The 17,564-nt window shown below is 48.3% G+C and carries 12 protein-coding genes; 7 read left to right on the plus strand and 5 right to left on the minus strand.

Annotation, left to right across the window (positions count from 1 at the left end; all coding sequences use genetic code 11):
- Window positions 1-479 precede the first annotated feature (479 nt).
- The gene (locus IT774_RS02790) at window positions 480-1,061 is read left to right on the plus strand and encodes a cysteine hydrolase family protein (RefSeq protein WP_195811239.1); all 582 of its coding nucleotides are present in this window, start codon (window positions 480-482) and stop codon (window positions 1,059-1,061) included.
- Window positions 1,058-3,121, plus strand: a complete 2,064-nt coding sequence (locus IT774_RS02795; RefSeq protein WP_195811240.1) for an NAD(+) synthase — start codon at window positions 1,058-1,060, stop codon at window positions 3,119-3,121. The genes IT774_RS02790 and IT774_RS02795 overlap by 4 nt, the downstream gene beginning before the upstream one ends.
- A 688-nt stretch (window positions 3,122-3,809) precedes the next feature.
- Here the strand turns inward: IT774_RS02795 and IT774_RS02800 are convergent.
- Window positions 3,810-4,388 carry a hypothetical protein gene (locus IT774_RS02800; protein ID WP_195811241.1) on the minus strand — a complete coding sequence of 193 codons (579 nt, stop codon included), beginning with the start codon at window positions 4,386-4,388 and terminating at the stop codon, window positions 3,810-3,812.
- Window positions 4,389-4,854: 466 nt separating this feature from the next.
- Here IT774_RS02800 and IT774_RS02805 point away from each other — a divergent pair, with 466 nt between their 5' ends.
- Window positions 4,855-5,103 (plus strand): hypothetical protein, encoded by a 249-nt coding sequence (locus tag IT774_RS02805; RefSeq protein WP_195811242.1) that lies wholly within the window; start codon window positions 4,855-4,857, stop codon window positions 5,101-5,103.
- Window positions 5,104-5,319: 216 nt separating this feature from the next.
- Here IT774_RS02805 and IT774_RS02810 read toward each other — a convergent pair whose 3' ends face one another.
- A complete protein-coding gene (locus tag IT774_RS02810; RefSeq protein ID WP_408641198.1) occupies window positions 5,320-5,919 on the minus strand; it encodes a hypothetical protein in 600 nt (199 codons plus the stop codon).
- 641 nt (window positions 5,920-6,560) lie between these two features.
- Here IT774_RS02810 and IT774_RS02815 point away from each other — a divergent pair.
- Window positions 6,561-7,385 carry a polyphosphate kinase 2 family protein gene (locus IT774_RS02815; RefSeq protein ID WP_195811243.1) on the plus strand — a complete coding sequence of 275 codons (825 nt, stop codon included), beginning with the start codon at window positions 6,561-6,563 and terminating at the stop codon, window positions 7,383-7,385.
- Window positions 7,386-7,663: 278 nt separating this feature from the next.
- Window positions 7,664-8,071: a DUF6314 family protein gene (locus IT774_RS02820; protein ID WP_195811244.1), complete on the plus strand. Its 408-nt coding sequence runs from the start codon at window positions 7,664-7,666 to the stop codon at window positions 8,069-8,071.
- A gap of 42 nt (window positions 8,072-8,113) precedes the next feature.
- On the opposite strand, the gene IT774_RS02825 is transcribed toward IT774_RS02820, so the two are convergent.
- The 3 genes from IT774_RS02825 to IT774_RS02835 all read right to left on the minus strand — a co-directional run bounded on the left by IT774_RS02825 (window position 8,114) and on the right by IT774_RS02835 (window position 11,666).
- Entirely contained in the window at window positions 8,114-8,986 is an 873-nt protein-coding gene (locus tag IT774_RS02825) for a DMT family transporter (RefSeq protein WP_195811245.1), read from the minus strand.
- Window positions 8,987-9,612: 626 nt separating this feature from the next.
- Window positions 9,613-10,704: an ADP-ribosylglycohydrolase family protein gene (locus tag IT774_RS02830; protein WP_195811246.1), complete on the minus strand. Its 1,092-nt coding sequence runs from the start codon at window positions 10,702-10,704 to the stop codon at window positions 9,613-9,615.
- Window positions 10,705-11,159: 455 nt separating this feature from the next.
- Window positions 11,160-11,666: an NAD/FAD-utilizing enzyme gene (locus IT774_RS02835; protein ID WP_195811247.1), complete on the minus strand. Its 507-nt coding sequence runs from the start codon at window positions 11,664-11,666 to the stop codon at window positions 11,160-11,162.
- Window positions 11,667-12,309: 643 nt separating this feature from the next.
- Between IT774_RS02835 and IT774_RS02840 the strand changes: the two genes are divergently transcribed.
- Both IT774_RS02840 and IT774_RS02845 read left to right on the plus strand, forming a co-directional pair.
- Complete coding sequence (locus tag IT774_RS02840) at window positions 12,310-13,728, plus strand: MBL fold metallo-hydrolase RNA specificity domain-containing protein (RefSeq protein ID WP_195811248.1); 1,419 nt, start codon at window positions 12,310-12,312, stop codon at window positions 13,726-13,728.
- Window positions 13,729-14,042: 314 nt separating this feature from the next.
- Complete coding sequence (locus IT774_RS02845; protein ID WP_195811249.1) at window positions 14,043-17,465, plus strand: M36 family metallopeptidase; 3,423 nt, start codon at window positions 14,043-14,045, stop codon at window positions 17,463-17,465.
- The last annotated feature ends 99 nt before the right edge of the window (window positions 17,466-17,564 follow it).

The raw sequence follows: 17,564 nt of genomic DNA on the forward strand, positions 1-17,564 counted from the left end.
GATAGCAGTGTCGGGAGTTAGGTAATTCAAAGCTTTGTTGATACGAGCAACCAATGCCGCAGTGCACTGTATCACTTTTTGCTTATAAACCAGGTGTCTTTTGTGTAGATTGAGAAAATCGTACGCTAAAATCAAAGCGTTTCAGAGCCTGATAATTGCTGGAAAAGTAATCAGCAGCCTGTTATCAGAAAAACAATAATCGGGCATTATCGTCATAGAAGGCTACGTCAACTGCACATACTTTTGCTGCTAACATGCATAGTCCCTGCTTTTACCATAATTAATAACGCACGGCGTCCCCCCTAAACTTCTAGCTATTATTTATCAGATATCATACCAATTACAATTTTAAGATGAGTTTATAAAAGGATTGATCTTAACCCTCTCTGCCTACCATATCTGTAACGTGTCTGCTGAGTTTCACGCTAATTGAAACGGACTACCGTATAAGGTGAACAATTGGGTCCAGGGAGCCGAATATGAATAAGCCTGCTGATTTTCCGGATAAAAGTAAAGTGGTGTTAATCATTATCGACATGATCAATGATTTGGAGTTTGAGGATGGCGAGAAGATGCTGTCGCCCGCGCTGGCAGCGGCTCACAACATCAGAAAGTTCAAATCCCAGCTTCGCGACAAAACCATTCCTACTATTTATGTTAATGACAATTTCGGTAAGTGGCGCTCTGATTTTCGTCAGTTAGTGAAACATGTATTGGAAGATGATGTGCGTGGGGAAGAAGTTGCCAGACTCTTGCATCCGGACGACGAAGATTATTTTGTCATAAAAGCGCGTCATTCAGGGTTCTTTGGTACCACTCTGGAAATATTACTACAGCATATGGGCGCACAGACATTGATACTGGCAGGCCTTACCGCCGACATGTGTGTGCAGTTTACGGCGCAGGATGCTCACATGCGTCAATACGAGCTCATTGTTCCGCCAGATTTGGTTTTGTGTGCTGATGAAGACACTAAGCAAACCGCGCTTTCTCAGATAGCTGCAACATGCAAAGCCATCACGCCTTTTTCTTACGATATTAACCTGGAAGAATATCTGTGAACAAAAATCAATCGTTTAATAATATCTATACTCATGGCTTCGCCCGGGTAGCAGTATGTATACCGGAAGTAAAAGTCGCCGATCCAGCTTACAATAGTGACCAAATTATTGAGCTTGCGGAACGAGCCGCCTCTGAAAATGCCGCGGTATGCCTGTTTCCTGAGTTATGCGTCAGTGCTTATTCATGCGGAGATTTGTTTCATCAGGATGCTTTGCTGGATGCCTGTGAGGAGGCTCTGGATAAAATAAAGTCCGCCTCAAAGTCGTTACGCCCATTACTGTTAGTAGGCGCGCCGTTGCAGGTGGAGGGGGCGCTTTATAACTGTGCGCTGGCCATACATAACGGCCATATTTTGGGGAGTGTGCCCAAGACCTTCCTGCCAAATTATCGAGAATTTTATGAAAAGCGACAGTTTGCTTCGGGACGTGACTGTCTGCTTAACGAAATTGAGCTGCTGGGTGAACAAGTCCCGTTTGGTGCTGATCTTATTTATAACGCTGTTGATGTAAAACATCTGCGTATCCATAGCGAGATCTGTGAAGATCTATGGACACCCATCCCTCCAAGCACCTATGCAGCCCTTGCCGGAGCTACTTTGCTGACAAACCTGTCGGCCAGTAATATCACGGTCGACAAAGCTCGTTATCGCAGAGACTTATGCGCTCGCCAGTCCGGTGCCTGTATTTCTGCTTATCTGTATGCCGCGGCGGGCCCGGGAGAGTCCACTACCGATCTTGCCTGGGATGGCCATGGATTAATTTTTGAAAATGATAAATTACTGAAAGAAGCGGGCAGATTTACCCCGGAAGCTGATTTGCTGCTTGCCGATATCGATCTGGAACGGTTAAGTCAGGATCGCATGCGCTTAACCAGCTTTCATGACTCGGTTAGTATGCATCGCGAGCAGGTAGCTAAAGTTCGTCGTATTGATTTTACCTTAAATCCTGTTGAAGCCAGTTTGCCGTTGTTACGCGAGGCTGACCGTTTCCCCTTTGTTCCCTCTGATAGCGGCGACTTGGATACGCGTTGCTATGAGACTTACAATATCCAGATACACGGCTTAAAGAAACGGCTTACCTCCTCCGGCTTTACCAAATTGGTGGTGGGTGTCTCCGGTGGACTGGACTCTACCCATGCATTAATTGTGGCTGCCAAGACCATGGACCGGATGGACTTACCGCGCGCCAATATTCTGGCTTATACACTGCCGGCCTATGCAACCAGCAGCAAAACAAAAAGCAATGCGCACATTCTGATGGAAAGTTTGGGTGTTACTGCCAAAGAAATTGATATCGAACCTTCCTGCGACCAGATGCTTAAAGATATTGAACATCCTTATGCCCGAGGTGAAGAAGTTTATGATGTGAATTTTGAAAATGTGCAGGCCGGCGAGCGTACTTCGCATTTGTTCAGGCTGGCACAGCAAAACCATGCGCTGGTATTGGGCACGGGCGATTTGTCTGAAATCGGTCTGGGGTGGATGACCTATGGTGTCGGCGATCATATGTCTCACTATAATGTGAATAGTAGCGTACCCAAAACCCTGGTCCAGCATCTTATTCGCTGGATAGCCGACCAGGATGAATTCGAATCGGATACCCGTAAAGTTCTGGTGGATATTGTAGATACCGAAATTTCACCCGAATTGGTGCCGGGTGAAGAAGATGGTGAGCAACCTTCTCAGAAAACCGAAGACAAAATAGGCCCTTACGAATTGCAGGACTTCAATTTGTACTGGATTACCCGTTATGGCGTTCGACCATCGAAGGTGGCGTTTCTTGCGTACAATGCATGGCATGATGTGAGCAAGGGCAGGTGGCCTAGCACTGTTCCCGAAGAAAGCCGAAATGAATATACACTAAAAGATATAAAGCACTGGCTGGAAGTTTATTGTTATCGGTTCTTCAAAATCAGTCAGTTTAAGCGGTCGGCATTACCTGACGGGCCCAAGGTCGGGTCAGGCGGTTCGTTGTCGCCGCGTGGTGATTGGCGGGCTCCAAGTGATGCCGAAGCAGAAGTATGGTTGCAAGAAATTAAAAATATACCTTCCGAATTATAAGCTAATTGCCGCCCCTGCCAGGAGGTATGCGCGAAGATGCACGCTGGTAACGCAGGCTCGTTATTATGAGCCTGCCTTTTTTTCTATTTTGCTCTTAGCCTTATTTTTAAAAGCACTCGCGGTAGAACTACAGACCTATATCGAAATGCTAGACACCCACACCTTCGCCCATCTGTTTTTAGCAAACTGGCCCATGCGGTAAAACACAAAAAAGCCCCAACCGTGGAAGCCCACCATTTATCAATGGAAGTAGCCCCAAAAGTGGACACCCACCTTTGAGGTCATTTATTTTTAAGGACGAAAGGCAAAAACATGGACACCCACCTTTTGCATTTGCTGTTCATTGATTTCTGCCAAAAAAGCTTACCTATTCATATCGTGAAATGTTGCTTGCGCCAAATCTGGTTCAACCAGCGAATTGAGCTTTGGTGAGGTATGAATTTTTGAGGCAAACCAGGTATGTGACAACAGGTTTGAAAGTATAACCAGACAATAGAACGGTTTGGAGTCGACCTATACACCAACTAAGAAAGGGAATATTTAAAGTGGTGGCTGAGGAACGGGCACGGCTTCTAAAGATATAGCCTCTAGCCACAGCGATCGCACCCAAGTCACTGTGACTAGAGTTAGTGTAATTAGTGAGTCTTTCCCCGGGCGAGGCGACTGGTTACAACTAAAAATAATCCGGTCAGCCACAATACGATACTGGAAGGCGTGGCAACCTCTGCAGGTGGTTCTGGCTGGTCAATCGAGGTAGTAACAAACAAGGACCATGACTGTGCGGGCCATACAAGCCCGCGGATAACTGAAAATCCCATATCGCGCCTGCTACATCTGTAACTAAAGCTCCTGTTTCTGGCCCAAAACTATCAAACATGGCAGCCTCAATAGATGCTCCGGAGGTGATAGTGCCAAAGTTATCGTCGAACAAATTTGCCTGATTGTTAAACAGCGCTGCATTCATTTGCTGGCCAATATTTGCATCATCCCAAATACCAGCGAATACGAGTCTGATGCTGTCTATAGTCATGTTCTCAGCCTGAGTGAAAGTCAGTCTGTCAGTATCTGCAGGCGGGGTTTGGTTGATAATGCCCTGGATCTCATTCAGCCCTTCGATTAAGGCGATATTAGTAGAACCGATTGCATCAAACTCACCATCTATGCTTTCGCTATAAACAACGGTTGCCTGAGAGAGGGGCGCCCAAAGCGATACTATTAACAGAAGCAGACGAGATAAGGTAGGTAACTGACTGATTTTTGTTTTCATTTTTGTTTCTCATAAAAAAGTTGTAGTTGCGCTATCAAGATTCAGGCCAATAAAAAAAGGTAAAAAAATCAGAAGGATAAAACTGTTGCTAAAAAGAATGTAAAAAATATGGACAGAATCTGTCATGCCAAAGACGCTGTGGGTTCGGGTAGAGTGTCGAAACTTTTTTGGCGAACGATGTTCTTGCTATCCACCATGGCACATCTAGCTATAAGCTCAGACCCTCATAGGGTTGCAGAAATATGCTGAATTATTGCCGGGATTAGCAAATCATTAGCCTGTCACCAAACTGACGTGACTGTCTAATTTTGTCTACCAGCAAGTCAGTTGTGATAAGCTGAACATTATACCCCACACAGCAATCGGCAGGGTTTTCAGTCTGGTTCTAGTCAAATACCTATCTGGTCCTGTTTCCTGAGACGTTTTCCCTTAAGCTGAATGAAAAATGGACAGCTGAGAGGGCGCTATGCGTAGCTGGCAACATTATTTATTTCTTCTGGTGATCTTGTGTAGCGGACGAACCGCAATTGCAGACGTTATTTACCAGAATGGTTTCCAAACAGGTAACTATGCAGACTGGACAGCCACAGGTGATGGTAATGATGCCATTAATGTGTACCAAGGAAATTATTCCATTCGTCATGACGGGCTTCGCACACTGACACTGCAGATTTCCACGCAATTTTATCAGGACGTCGCGCTTAGGACGAAATGATGGAGACCCACCTTTTTCCAGTGGGGATAAGACTGTCTAAGCTGGTATCGCTAAGGGCAAAAAGCGGCTCTTTGGCAGAGGTTGCAATGAAAAGCCCCCAGCGCTACTCATCTTCTGCGGTCCAGTGAGCTGCCACTTTGTCAGCGGGGCGCTATTTGTTCGCGGCTGCCAGATGGGCAAGTGGCAGCATTGTCCAGTTGCGCTCAGGCTTGTTAGCTACCTAGCTGCCCCAGGGGCCGGCGGCGCTTCAATAGGTTGGGTTAAGTCAAAATCTACCCGAAACTCCCGGCCTGCCCGCACCAACTGGTAGCTGAATCGTTCAGGATAGACAAACACCCTCCAGATATTACTGATGGATTGAGGCAGGTCTTTTTCGGCAAACATCCATTGTGTGTAGCTATCGGCGGGAAACGACTGCACTTGCGCAAAGCCAGGCTCATGACTTAAGCCGCCGTACATGGTCACCGCATCTTCACTACCGTCTTTGTGACGATGATCATGCTTCAGACTCAAGCCGCTGCCGGTGCGGGTAATGATCCAGGTACGCGAACGATCCTCGCCCACATGAAACGGAATATGAATCTGGGTGTCGCTGCATGTTCTGACATGCATAACCAGTGATTTGTTATTAAATGCCTCTGAATTGGTGGAATCGGCAACCACCTTTCCCTTAAATGCCTGACCGCATAATTTGGTCAAAGCCTGAAAAAAGGCTTGCTGGTTTGGGTGTGAGTTCAACACAGGCGCCGTGTTCGCGGCCTGCGCCGTGTTTATCATTATCAACGTAGTTACCAACAAAAACACTGGATATTTCATAGGGGATCATCATCCGTCATTAATAATATAACCAACTATACAGAATAGTCGGGCTCTTATCTGTAACCCTTGTAGGTCCTTTTTTCGCGTGGTCGTGTTTCAGAATATAGCAAATGCTATTGAGCCATACAGCAAACCCAGGGAAAGGACCGTTTGCCAGGCCTTATTCTCCAAAGCGCTTCATGGTTAATATCAATCCAGCAACAGGTCTCACTATCACCGCGGCGTTGAAATGATTAACGGCCGGCTGGCTATGGCTTACCGACACCGGTTAAACGCTTATGCTGACAGCTTAGAGACAGACCTGTGGTTGCTAAGAGAAGTTTTTCCAACAAGTGAAAACTGCTCATGTGACGTCTTTGAAACCAAAAGAGCAAACGTAACAGAGGCTAAATATATGAAAGAGCAGGCAGTTTATCAGTACCTGGCGGTTTTTTCATACTATCTGGATTCTGAAGATGGGCCCAACTTTTCTCTCGCCCATTGTGTTTATCTTTTTCAGTCTGCCAGAGGATAAAAAAGGGCATGGTGCGAGAAAATCAGGCCTATAGAAACAAGCGCTAATTCAGGAAAACAGGTGATTGATGCTAAGGCTTCTATACTGTAAAGAAGCAGTGCAGACTCGATGAGGCAAGTCTGAAATGAATTGGTCTAAAAAGTTCAGGGTCAAACCTGGGGCGACGGTCAAACTAAATCAAATTGATGCCAGCTATACAGAGCCATACGATTGCGGTGAGCAGTCAGTTAGCGAACTGACTGCATCTAATGAGCAGATTTCCGCGTCTCAGTACCAGATGTATGCCGAACATAAGCGGTCTTTGCTGATATGCTTGCAGGGGAGGGACGCTTCAGGCAAAGATGGCGTTATCAACCATGTGTTTGCGGCAATGAACCCGCAAGGGTGCAATGTGCATAGTTTTAAAGTGCCCTCGCACCGGGAAAGTGAGCACGACTTTTTATGGCGCTATCACCAAGCGACCCCCAGACAGGGCTATGTGGCCATTTTTAATCGCTCCCATTATGAGGAAGTGCTGGTGGTGCGTGTTCATAATTTAGTCTCAAAAAAATTATGGACCTCGCGCTATCAACAAATTAACGAGTTTGAGCGTCTACTCCATGCCAATGGCACGCATATTCTTAAGTTTTATCTGCACATCGACAAGTCAGAGCAACTGGCCCGTTTCAAGCGGCGCCTGGAGGATCCGAACCGGCACTGGAAGATCAGTGAAAGCGACTACACTGAGCGGGACCATTGGTCAGCCTATACCAACGCATTTGAAGAGGCGTTAATGCGTTGTAGCACAGCACACGCGCCTTGGTTTATTATTCCGGCGAATCATAAGTGGTTTCGCGATCTGGCCGTGTCGAATATCGTCAGAGAAACCCTGCAGGCCATGAATATGCAGTTTCCTGCTCCCACGGTGGATATTGAGGAGTTACGAAAGAGGTATCATCAGGCACTCTGACCTTGCGGTCTGCATGTTCTGGGCTCCATAGCAACATGTGTTATAAGAAGCAGCCCCTTACCAAATACAGACAGCAGGATTGGCACGAGATCAGAGCAAGCAGCGAAGTAGGCTTGTGGCGACCAGACCACACCAGCAAGGATTGGTTTTCTCATTGCGTTACCGCAGCCAGACTTTTATAGTCTGGCTAAATTGTTTTTGAAGTAGTAATACAGTTGAGCCAGAGCAGCAACAAAAATCAAATCGTTAACCCCGCTGTTTCCCCCGAAAAGAAACAGATGCCAGGGCTTAAGGACTTTGCCGGGGCGTGGCGTCTGAATCGGACCATTGTGCAGCGTAATGGTGAAACGTTTGTATTTGAAGGCGCGGCTAACTTCACCTGGCACGAGCAAAGGCTGAAGTACAAAGAAGTGGGACTGGTGATGGCGCCCAACGGTAAAAAGTTACCGGCGGAGCGAACCTACTTTTGGCAAGCGGGAAGCGGTGGTCAAATTGATGTGTTGTTTGACGACAACCGATATTTTCATAGTTTTTCTAGCCTGGTGCCCCATGCAGAGCATCTTTGTGGCAAAGACGACTATAAAGTCGACTATGTCTTTAGGCGCTGGCCGATATGGGAGTCTGAATGGCAGGTCACCGGTCCCAGAAAAGACTACGCAATGCGCAGCCGTTATGAGCCGGATTAATGACTCAACCGTGACGTAAACAACGGGTTCAGTTAACAAAAATTACTGAACTAGCTCCTTTGTCTTGGTGTTACGTCGATGATGAGATAGCCATAACGCTGCAGCGATAATGCCACCGCCCAATAGCAGCCGCACCATATCGGTGTCTTTTTGCCAAAGCACAAGATTGACCACCAGCCCGGCGGGGATCAGTGCATTGTTCATAATAGCCAGGGTGCCTGCCGATACTTTTAGCGCGCCCTGGTTCCAGAAAAAGTATCCCAAGCCCGAAGCCACCACCCCCAACCACAAAAGCACGCCCCATTGCAGGTAATTTTCGGGAAGCTGAGCGCTATTGCCAAACAGGAAAAAGGCCGGTACGGCGACCGCCAGGGCGCCCAGGTAGAACCAACCAAATACATGATGATGCGACACTGGCGATGGAAAAGTGGAGGTTAGTTTTCGGTAACCCACCTGGCCCAGCGCAAAACAGAGATTAGCTCCCTGAACGATGAAAAATCCGGTCCAAAAGTGAGCGCTTACTTCCTCAAATCTAATAATCATTGCCCCTGTCATAGCAATACCTGCACACAGAAGATGAAAGGGGGTAAACCGGCGAAATAGAGCATCATTCAGTATGGCTACATACAGCGGCGTCATGATGGTGAATAAAAGTACTTCGGGTACCGACAAATATAAAAAAGAATGATAGAAGAAGATGTACATCAGACCCAGCTGTATCGCTCCTAAAGCCGCCAGCATGAATTTTTGTGCGGTGGAAAGCAGCGAGAAGTTCAGGAAAGGCAGAAACACCAAGGAAGCAAGTAACACCCGGGTAAGCACCGCAAAATAGCTATCGACACTGCCCGCCAGATACTCTCCGATAAGCGAAAATGAAAATGCCCATAGTACGGTAACAGCTACCAGTTGAATCACGTGTTGCTCTCCTTGTGTCAGATGCGCGGTAACCTATTGCATTTACAAGGCTGAAGCAACCATTAAGCGTTGAAAGGGTGGTGTTGTTGAAAATGACAATGCAATTACAGAACACGCCACCTAATAGTGGTGGCAAAGGGCATGTTTATTGTTCACAGTAACCGGGCGACATTGTGTAAGGCAAAGTACATGGCAAAGGAAAAAACACATTGGCCACTTTAAATATAAACCACCAGTGATGCGGCTTGTGGCGCGTAATGGCGGATATGTCGATGAGCACATAATCGTTCTGGCGAACACGCTTTTGGCATCTGTCGATGTCCGGCTCGCACATTAGGCAACGTCGGCCTCGCCTTTCGGCGTAGCCAATTGTCGGGCTTAGCACAGGCGGTAGCCCTGGCCTAAAGATTGCGCCAGTGTATGACGCGTAATTCTTTTGAAACATTCGGGGTAATGCATCAAGGCAGCAGGCCTCTACCCGGTGTGGACATTTTCAGCCTGAGCAGCCTTGATGCTCTGGCCCCGGCTGTTCGCGCATAATCGTGGACAAAAAACAAAGTACAAAAAAAGCAGGTTGCAACACAAACCGGGGCAACCTGATGCCAATCTCGGATGAAGGCCTCGCGCTAATCGGTCTGTTTAAATCTGTTATCACAAGCAGCAATAATTTCCTGCTCAATGGTGTTTGCTTCGGTCAAATGCTCAAACAACGAGGCGGGGGAGGTCTGCTCTATCAGCCCCATTATGGCGCCCAGGACAAACCCTCGATGTACGTTATCCCCACCAACATTGGTGTTGGCCAGCAATGCCTTTTTACCATCCTCGCTATAGCGATAAGCAAAATACAACACGCTCGGCCACGCATTTGAAATATAGCAGGCAGAGGAATAGTGATGCCCCACCACTTCAATATCGCTTCTTTGTTTAGCTATGAGTTTTTTCAGCGACAGATTCGCGGAGCGCAATGCGATATCTTGCAGTATTTGCGAAGGCGATTGTTCGTCCCGGTGTAATAAACGAAACAACAACTCGACATAAAAATCGCTCACAGTGGCTAGCGCCTCACTAGGGTGGGTGAGCAATAGATGCCTTCTTGTGATTTGCTGGAGCTGCTCGAGACCGGCTCCGTGAAGAGCTTCAATCAGTGCCAGCGGGGTGATACTCACCAATCCGCCCACTGAGGGGGTGTCATGGGTTACCGCACCACACAGATGGGCGGGTTTGCCTGCGACCAGGTTGGCAAAAAAGCCACGGTGATAGGACTCAGCATAGGTATCTGGATGCAACGGCGGATCCGCGCACATAAAGCTTATATAGTTTTGTAAAAAGGTGTCGCGGTCATACCGATGTGACAGAGCGCGCAGCAATACTCTGGCGCACTGCGCATTAAGCGTATTCTCACCGGCTTTCATGCCCTGGTGGTAATGCTGATTGGCGCCGCTCCAAAACTGCTGTTTGCCTTTCAAAATCACGTCGCCGACAATGTATTTTTCAGAAGGCGCGGAATCTCTGGCGCGGCCTCCCTGAGTGGTGGCGTGTAGTGACATGATTGAAGATGGATGAAACGATGGTGCATCCTCAAAATGCCGGATGCCGTTAGGGAACACTTTAAGGATATCAGCCGGGTTATAAAACCAATGCACCGGCATCGCTAAGGCGTCAGCAATAAAAGCATTCTTTAACGCTGCGACCACTCTCTCCCGAAGGATATCTCCCATCTTTTTTAAATCCCATTGTTTATGCTGTTATCTGCTGAATAATCGGCCCAGCTGTGCAGCTAGCCTGACAATAAACGGGCTCCGTATTCGTATCATAGTCTGTTCGCAAGTGATTACATCAGGTGTTACAAGCGCCCATCAATAGAACACATCAGGTTGTGGCCTGCTGTTGGAGGCAGAGGCCCGGTTCAGGGTAAAAGGTATCATCAGCGGACAAAAATTTTTTTTTCGGCACATTGTTATTGCCACGGAATCTAACTGGCATCACTGTGCCAGTCTGCGCCCCGGCAATTCATGAGGCTTACCCACAAGATACCGGGGGCGTGAGTAACAGCGACACTTTGAGCGCGAAGAGCGAAACCAGAGTGCTGTAACAGATACGCCAAAGTGGCTTATACAGAATCACGACTTATTTCTGTACGTATACAACTTGTCAGCCAACCGAAGAATTTAGGCTAGGCTGCGGTGGCCTTATCGGCGCTCACTTCGCGCAAGCCTGGGTGCTTCGCAATAACACTGGCCAACGGGGCCTCCTGCTCAGCTTTGGTATCCACAAAAAAGATATGGTGACCTTTCTTCAAGATCTTCTGGAAGTGTTTGAATTTTTGATTGGGTAGTTGTAGCCCTATCAGGCCACCTTCCCAGATACAAAAGCCCAGGATTACCAGCGCGCCGAAAATGTAAGGTAACCAGCCCACGACCGTATTGTGTAAATCAAGAAAATAGGTGACAGACAACAAGACAACCGCGGCCACAATTCCAACTGCCGCCCCCAGTTCTGATGAATGGACAATGTCTTTTTTTAAAAAAGGCGTGAGGGCATGCAAATGATGCTGTTCAAGCTCGGCATCATTTTCGCTCAACACGTGGATTTGCCTCCTGCCAACACCCTGCTGCTCCAATTCTTTCTCGACAATTTCTAAATCGTCAAGATCATCGCAAATATAGTAATGACGTAACATAGCAAACTCCCGACCGTCTTGTTAATGAACGATACCGAACCTGATACAACGCAGGAGGCCACCTATAAGTATAGAACAGTTTTTAAAAACAGGGATTGCTGTTGGTCGCAAAAGCTGGCAGCTGTAAGCTTACCGGTCACGCCCAAAGCAAAAATGATTTTACGAAGCCTTAGCTAAATTCACTACAAAGTGTTCTGCGGTTCCATCAAAAAGCTTTGCAAGCGCTGAGGGCATGACAGTGCGGCTTTACTGAAGAAGAGTCATGGTAAAGCGCCTGGTGACACTAATACTTTGCTTATCTTCAGGTTCTCCCCAGAGAAATCGGCCAGAAATTTAAGAAAATGCTTTTCGGCAAGTACCTACCGTCACAGTGCGTGGTGGTAATGCTGCACAGCATGCCGGTGTTAACTGAAGTCTGACATCAAGCCGCACGCCAGGTAGCCCTGAAATTAAAAAGGTTGCTCATTCGCGTAACGCCTCAGCGAGTAATATACTTGATGATGTAATTGCAAATACTCAAGTAACGGTGCGTGCTCAACGCTTATCAATAAAAACAGTTCAGCACATCGGTAAACATCTCAGTAATTAGCTTTGTTCTAGGTGCTGAGCGCCCTGGTACACACCAAGGGCAAAGGAGAATAGCATGGCGTCATTGACTTTTTACGGGGCGGTAGAGGGCATCACCGGTTCTATGTATTTGTTGCTCGTTGGCGATAAAAAGGTACTGCTGGATTGCGGGCTTTTTCAGGGCAGACGCAAAGAAGAAGCGGCTAATCATCAACCCTTTCCGTTTGCGGTGGCTGAGTTGGATGCAGTGGTACTTTCTCATGCCCACCTGGACCACTCTGGTCGCTTGCCGTTGTTGGTAGCGGAGGGATATGAGGGGCCTATTTACATGACCAATCCCACTTCTGATTTAATTGCGGTATTGCTAAAGGACGCGGCCTCTTTACAAGAACGCGACGCCGAATGGGAAAATAAACGCAGACGTAGAGCGGGAAAGACAGAAATTGAGCCCCTGTACACCCTGGAAGATGTTGATGAAACCCTACGTTATTGCCGGGGCGCTGCCTATTATAAACGGCACAATTTAACTGCGGGTATCGATGTTTGCTTTCAGGATGCTGGGCACATCCTGGGTTCTGCCATTGTGGAGATATTTATAACCGAAAATGGTCAGCATAAGAAGCTGGTGTTTTCCGGTGATTTAGGCAATTCGCAGGCCGCATTATTACGTGATCCCAGCATAGTTGAACAGGCTGATATGTTGTTGCTGGAGTCCACCTATGGCGATCGTGAGCATCGCACCATGGCCGAAACATTACAAGAGTTTGAGGATGTGATTGCAGACGCGTCTGCCAATGGGGGGAACATATTAATTCCGTCGTTCGCGGTAGGCAGGACCCAGGAAATAATATTTCGTCTGGGGGAGTTATATCAGCAAGGCAAAATAAAGCACCAGGTGGTTTATTTAGACAGCCCCATGGCCATCGCGGTAACCGAAATTTATCACCGGTATCAGCATGTGTATAACGATGAGGATATGCAAGCCATTGAGCAGCATTCGCCGGCAGGCGGGATGAAAAGTAAGAGCCTGCACAGCTTTTTGCCTTCTCTGCGTTACAGTACCACCACCGAAGAGTCTATTGCACTTAATCGCATCGTCAGTGGTGCGATATTTATCGCAGGCAGCGGCATGTGTAATGGCGGACGCATTCGTCATCATTTTAAACACAACTTGTGGCGCAAGCAGTCCCACGTAATTTTTGTCGGATTTCAGGCCGTTGGAACACCCGGGCGGGCGCTGGTGGATGGCGCTAAAAAATTTAAAATTGGGGGCGACGAGATTGCGGTCAAAGCACAAATACATACACTTGGCGGTTTTTCAGCCCATGCCAGCCAAGCCCAGTTACTTGATTGGTTAGCGCACTTCAAAAGCACTAAACCACGATTGTTTTTAGTGCATGGCGAAAGCGGGGCCAAAGAGGCACTTAAACAGGCAGTGGGTGCGCATGGATGGCAAGCGGTTATCCCCGTGCTGGGTCAGACAGTCACTCTGTAATACACGAATTCGCAATAATAGCTCTTTTATCAAACAATCCTCACGTGCCAGCTATTTAAAAGTTTTCAAGCTGACATTTTGATAAAACAAAATGTGGCCGAAGGTATGACACCGCGCTAATTGACCTTTAGGGAGCGACGAACCTGGCCCTGATTTTTACACCATGTGGTCCACTGGTTGGTGCAGTTGACTCTAGTGGTTTTCCCCTATGGTGATTGACGGATTTTTATTCGATGCTGAGATGGTTCTGCTATCCAGGTGATTTCAGGTATTGAAACCTGACACCGATAGCTTAAAAATTAAAGGATCGGATAATGAGAAAAAGAAACCTGGTATATGCGGCCCTTGCTGCGGCATTGCCCTTTATGGCCAACTCATCGAATGTACACGCACCCCTTGATACATCTTCCCACCGCATTGCTGAAATCAATCTCAATGACAGTTATGTAAAGACACCAGCAAATACTGAGCTGTCGACGGCATTGGCGCAACTGCAAGCGGCATTCCCCAACGCCACGTCTCGCACTACCAGCGGCAACTTAGACACTGTCTTTGGGATTGCGGTCGAGGTATCAGGAAGCTCACCTGAATCCATGGGCCAGGATTTTATCAGCAGGCACTCCGCCTTGCTGGGCGGTTTGACCTCAGAAGACCTGGTGTTTAACCCGTTTCGTAGTAAAACTGCACTGGGCGGGCATTTAGTACGTTTCGATCAGGTTGTGGATGGCATTAAAGTAAAAGATCGTGGTCTTGGGTTACTGATCGATGAATCTGGGGTGGTGAGAGCCGTCTTTGCTGATACCGTCAATAACCCCATAATAACCAACAGCAGCGTATTGAGTGCAGAGGCCGCAGTAGCAGTTGCCACGGCCGACTTAGTTACCAACCAACGCACATTACCCATTGAAGCGCTCGATGTATTAAACCCGGCCTATTCACAAATTGAGAAAAGTCTGGGTGTATTCGCTAAGCCGGTGCCCCAACAAGTGGTCGTGCAGGACCATGATACCTTGCGTATGGCATGGCGGTTCTTTTACTACTCGACGAACCCTTTCGGCGTGTTTGAATATGTTATTGACGCCCAGAGCGGCGAAATACTTGCCAGAAACGATCAGGTAAGAACTTTGTTACCTGGAGATAATGATGCACAAGCAACCCAGACAGGTGCTTTGCAACAAACCGCGGATTATTTTCCTACGTTTCCACCCATTACAGATTCAATGCAACGCGAGTGTTTAATTGAAGATGAGGCGGGCGGCTACACAGGAAAGCCCAAAGGCATGGAGCGCATTAATCTTCGCAAATTTGATGACTCTAATGTGGTCACCGGGGTGGAAGGCCTGTTAACAGGTAAGCATGCGGTTATTGAAAGTGCACTGGTGACCAAAGGGCCTTTCCCCCAGGCCGCTCTTGGTACCTATCACTTTAGTGAAGACTCGGCAATAGAGGCGCGACCAAAAGAAAATGACCACGTGACGCCGTCCCCTGCACACCATATTGACGGGATCAGTCAGTTTATCTATATCACCACTTTACTGGAGTATCTGGATTACCTGCATAAAGAAGGTGACAGTGTACACAGTCGCGGTGTGGGCGATGGCTCGTTTCCAAACAGCTACCCGAATGAAGCGGTGCCGCTGACCGGGGTAGTGCATATTCCTAATGTACTGGATCCACCTGATAACCCAGCTGATCCCGATTTTATGGCAAAACTGCTGGGGCTCGATAATGCGTTTGCTGTGCCATTGTCCCAGGAAATTGCTGGTGAAGAAGTGGTGGTGAATCCCACTGCGTATGGCCACGGATTTTTGTTTAACAACCTGGCGTTGGACTTCTCTGTACCTATCCACGAAGGCACACACGCTACTATAACGCCCATTGCCGGCTTTGAGGGCGGGCCCGAAGGCGGTGCTCTAAACGAAGGGCAGGCCGATTTGTGGGCCTACACCGTTGGTGAGACTCCTGATTTAGGTACCTACCCGGTCAACTCGTGCGATCTTCGCAATTATCTTGAAGAGTTAGATGTCGATCCTGACTCATTTGAGTTTATCCGTTCTGCGCAAAGTCAGATCCGTTATTCGCAGCTCGGCACCCGCGACAATGCCTTTGAAGTCCACCGTGACGGTGAAATTTACGCCGGCGCCATGTGGGACCTGCGTGAACTGATGGTGGAACTGCAGCCACGCAGCGAATTTAAGCGCCCTGACTCTGTCACTGGGGAGCCCACTCAGGATATAAGCCTGGGTAAAGAGACCTGGGAGCGAATCTTCTTAGGCTCTATGTATGTATTAGGTGTGACTGCGCCTGATACCTTCGTAAAAGCCAGAGATGCAGTACTAATTGCTGATGCCGCATTGTACCCCAGTGATGCACTGGATTTGACGGCTCCTGGCCGCCATCACGCTCTGATAGAGAGGGTATTTGCGGCCCGTGAAATGGGCGCCAATGCGAAAGCACCAGTGGGTGGTCGTCAAACCGTATCCACTGCCGTAAGTGAGTTCACCGCCGGTCAGGAAAAACCAGCTACCCCAGCCGCGGTCGATGCCCATATTACTTCAGACGATGCAATTGAAATTACCTGGGACGCCGTGCCAGAGGCTGTCGCCTATCAGGTGCTAAAACGCAAAAAAGGAACAAGTTCGCGCTTGTTTACCGGTGTACCGACCAGAGAATACTATGAAGGTGACGTCACGTTTGATGGCTTCACCCACGTAGAATTTGTTACCGGTGACACTGTGTACGTGGATAAAGGCCAGGGCTTAGGCCGGGGTGCAGGGCAGGGGATTGACTCCTTCGACTACGAATATGTAGTCAGAGCCATTGCGCCGGCCAGCAATAAACAAGTTGGCTTTTCAAATATGTCGGGGATTGCCTCCACCGGGCTGGATGCTGTGGATGTGAGCAAGCAGGTTGATTATAAAATTGACAATGTGAGCTACAGCGATGGCATTTTTGCCTTCGATCTGGCGCTGATCAACACGGGTGATAAGCAGATTTACGGTCCTGTTGATTTTAACATCACCCGCATCAGCGAGCGTAGCGTGACCGTATTGAACGCCGATAACGGTGGTACCGGGCAGCGTCGTGATACCGCTACATTCAGGTTTGATCAGTCACTGGCTGCAGATGGCACGTCTGGGACCCGCCATGTGAAACTGGATAACCCGAATGGCAAACTCTTCACCTTGCGCGCGCGTATTAACGGCTACGAGGCTGGTGCCTCGTCTACCGGGGTGGGCGAAACACCGACTAACGATACCTCTGAGCCCAATGAGCAAGGCGTGGTATACCACAATATCGAAGAGCATACCGGCGTTATCATCATTGGTGCGGCGGACGAAGCGCTGGTTGAAGGTGTCGACTATGTGGATATTCCCTTCACCGCGTTACCCAGTGCCTCGAGCGTGGTGGCGACGCTAAGTGCCGATGCTGAAGTGGTGGCAGTACCGGATCTTGACTTTGAGTTACTGGATGCAGAAGGCAATATCATGGACACATCTGGCAACCTTGGCTCCAACGAGCAAGTGGGCGGCGGTATTGTCCCAGGCCAGACGTACCGGGCACGAGTGAACGGCTGGGCCAATGGCCCCACCACCTACCGGGTAGTGATTGATCAATTCGTTAGCGACGAGCAGGATGCCAATGTTGATCAAAACGGTGACTCGACCACGGGTACGGTGTCGTTTGAGTTTAATCCTCTGACACACACCATCACGCCGGTAGGATTAGTTAACTAACTCTGACCGCGAATTACAGCCCTACTTGCTTGTGCCAAAGCAGTAGGGCTTTTTTTGTATTGCCTGTGGCGCTCTGGATTCGAACGCTAATCTACGCCA

It is taken from the genome of Salinimonas marina (genome assembly GCF_015644725.1).
Lineage (GTDB): Bacteria > Pseudomonadota > Gammaproteobacteria > Enterobacterales > Alteromonadaceae > Alteromonas.

Coding starts and splice junctions, on each gene's coding strand:
- IT774_RS02805 (WP_195811242.1), top strand. CDS start 4,855: ATGCGTAGCTGGCAACATTATTTATTTCTTCTGGTGATCTTGTGTAGC.
- IT774_RS02830 (WP_195811246.1), bottom strand. CDS start 10,704: ATGGGAGATATCCTTCGGGAGAGAGTGGTCGCAGCGTTAAAGAATGCT.
- IT774_RS02815 (WP_195811243.1), top strand. CDS start 6,561: ATGAATTGGTCTAAAAAGTTCAGGGTCAAACCTGGGGCGACGGTCAAA.
- IT774_RS02790 (WP_195811239.1), top strand. CDS start 480: ATGAATAAGCCTGCTGATTTTCCGGATAAAAGTAAAGTGGTGTTAATC.
- IT774_RS02810 (WP_408641198.1), bottom strand. CDS start 5,919: ATGAAATATCCAGTGTTTTTGTTGGTAACTACGTTGATAATGATAAAC.
- IT774_RS02840 (WP_195811248.1), top strand. CDS start 12,310: ATGGCGTCATTGACTTTTTACGGGGCGGTAGAGGGCATCACCGGTTCT.
- IT774_RS02800 (WP_195811241.1), bottom strand. CDS start 4,388: ATGAAAACAAAAATCAGTCAGTTACCTACCTTATCTCGTCTGCTTCTG.
- IT774_RS02835 (WP_195811247.1), bottom strand. CDS start 11,666: ATGTTACGTCATTACTATATTTGCGATGATCTTGACGATTTAGAAATT.
- IT774_RS02845 (WP_195811249.1), top strand. CDS start 14,043: ATGAGAAAAAGAAACCTGGTATATGCGGCCCTTGCTGCGGCATTGCCC.
- IT774_RS02820 (WP_195811244.1), top strand. CDS start 7,664: ATGCCAGGGCTTAAGGACTTTGCCGGGGCGTGGCGTCTGAATCGGACC.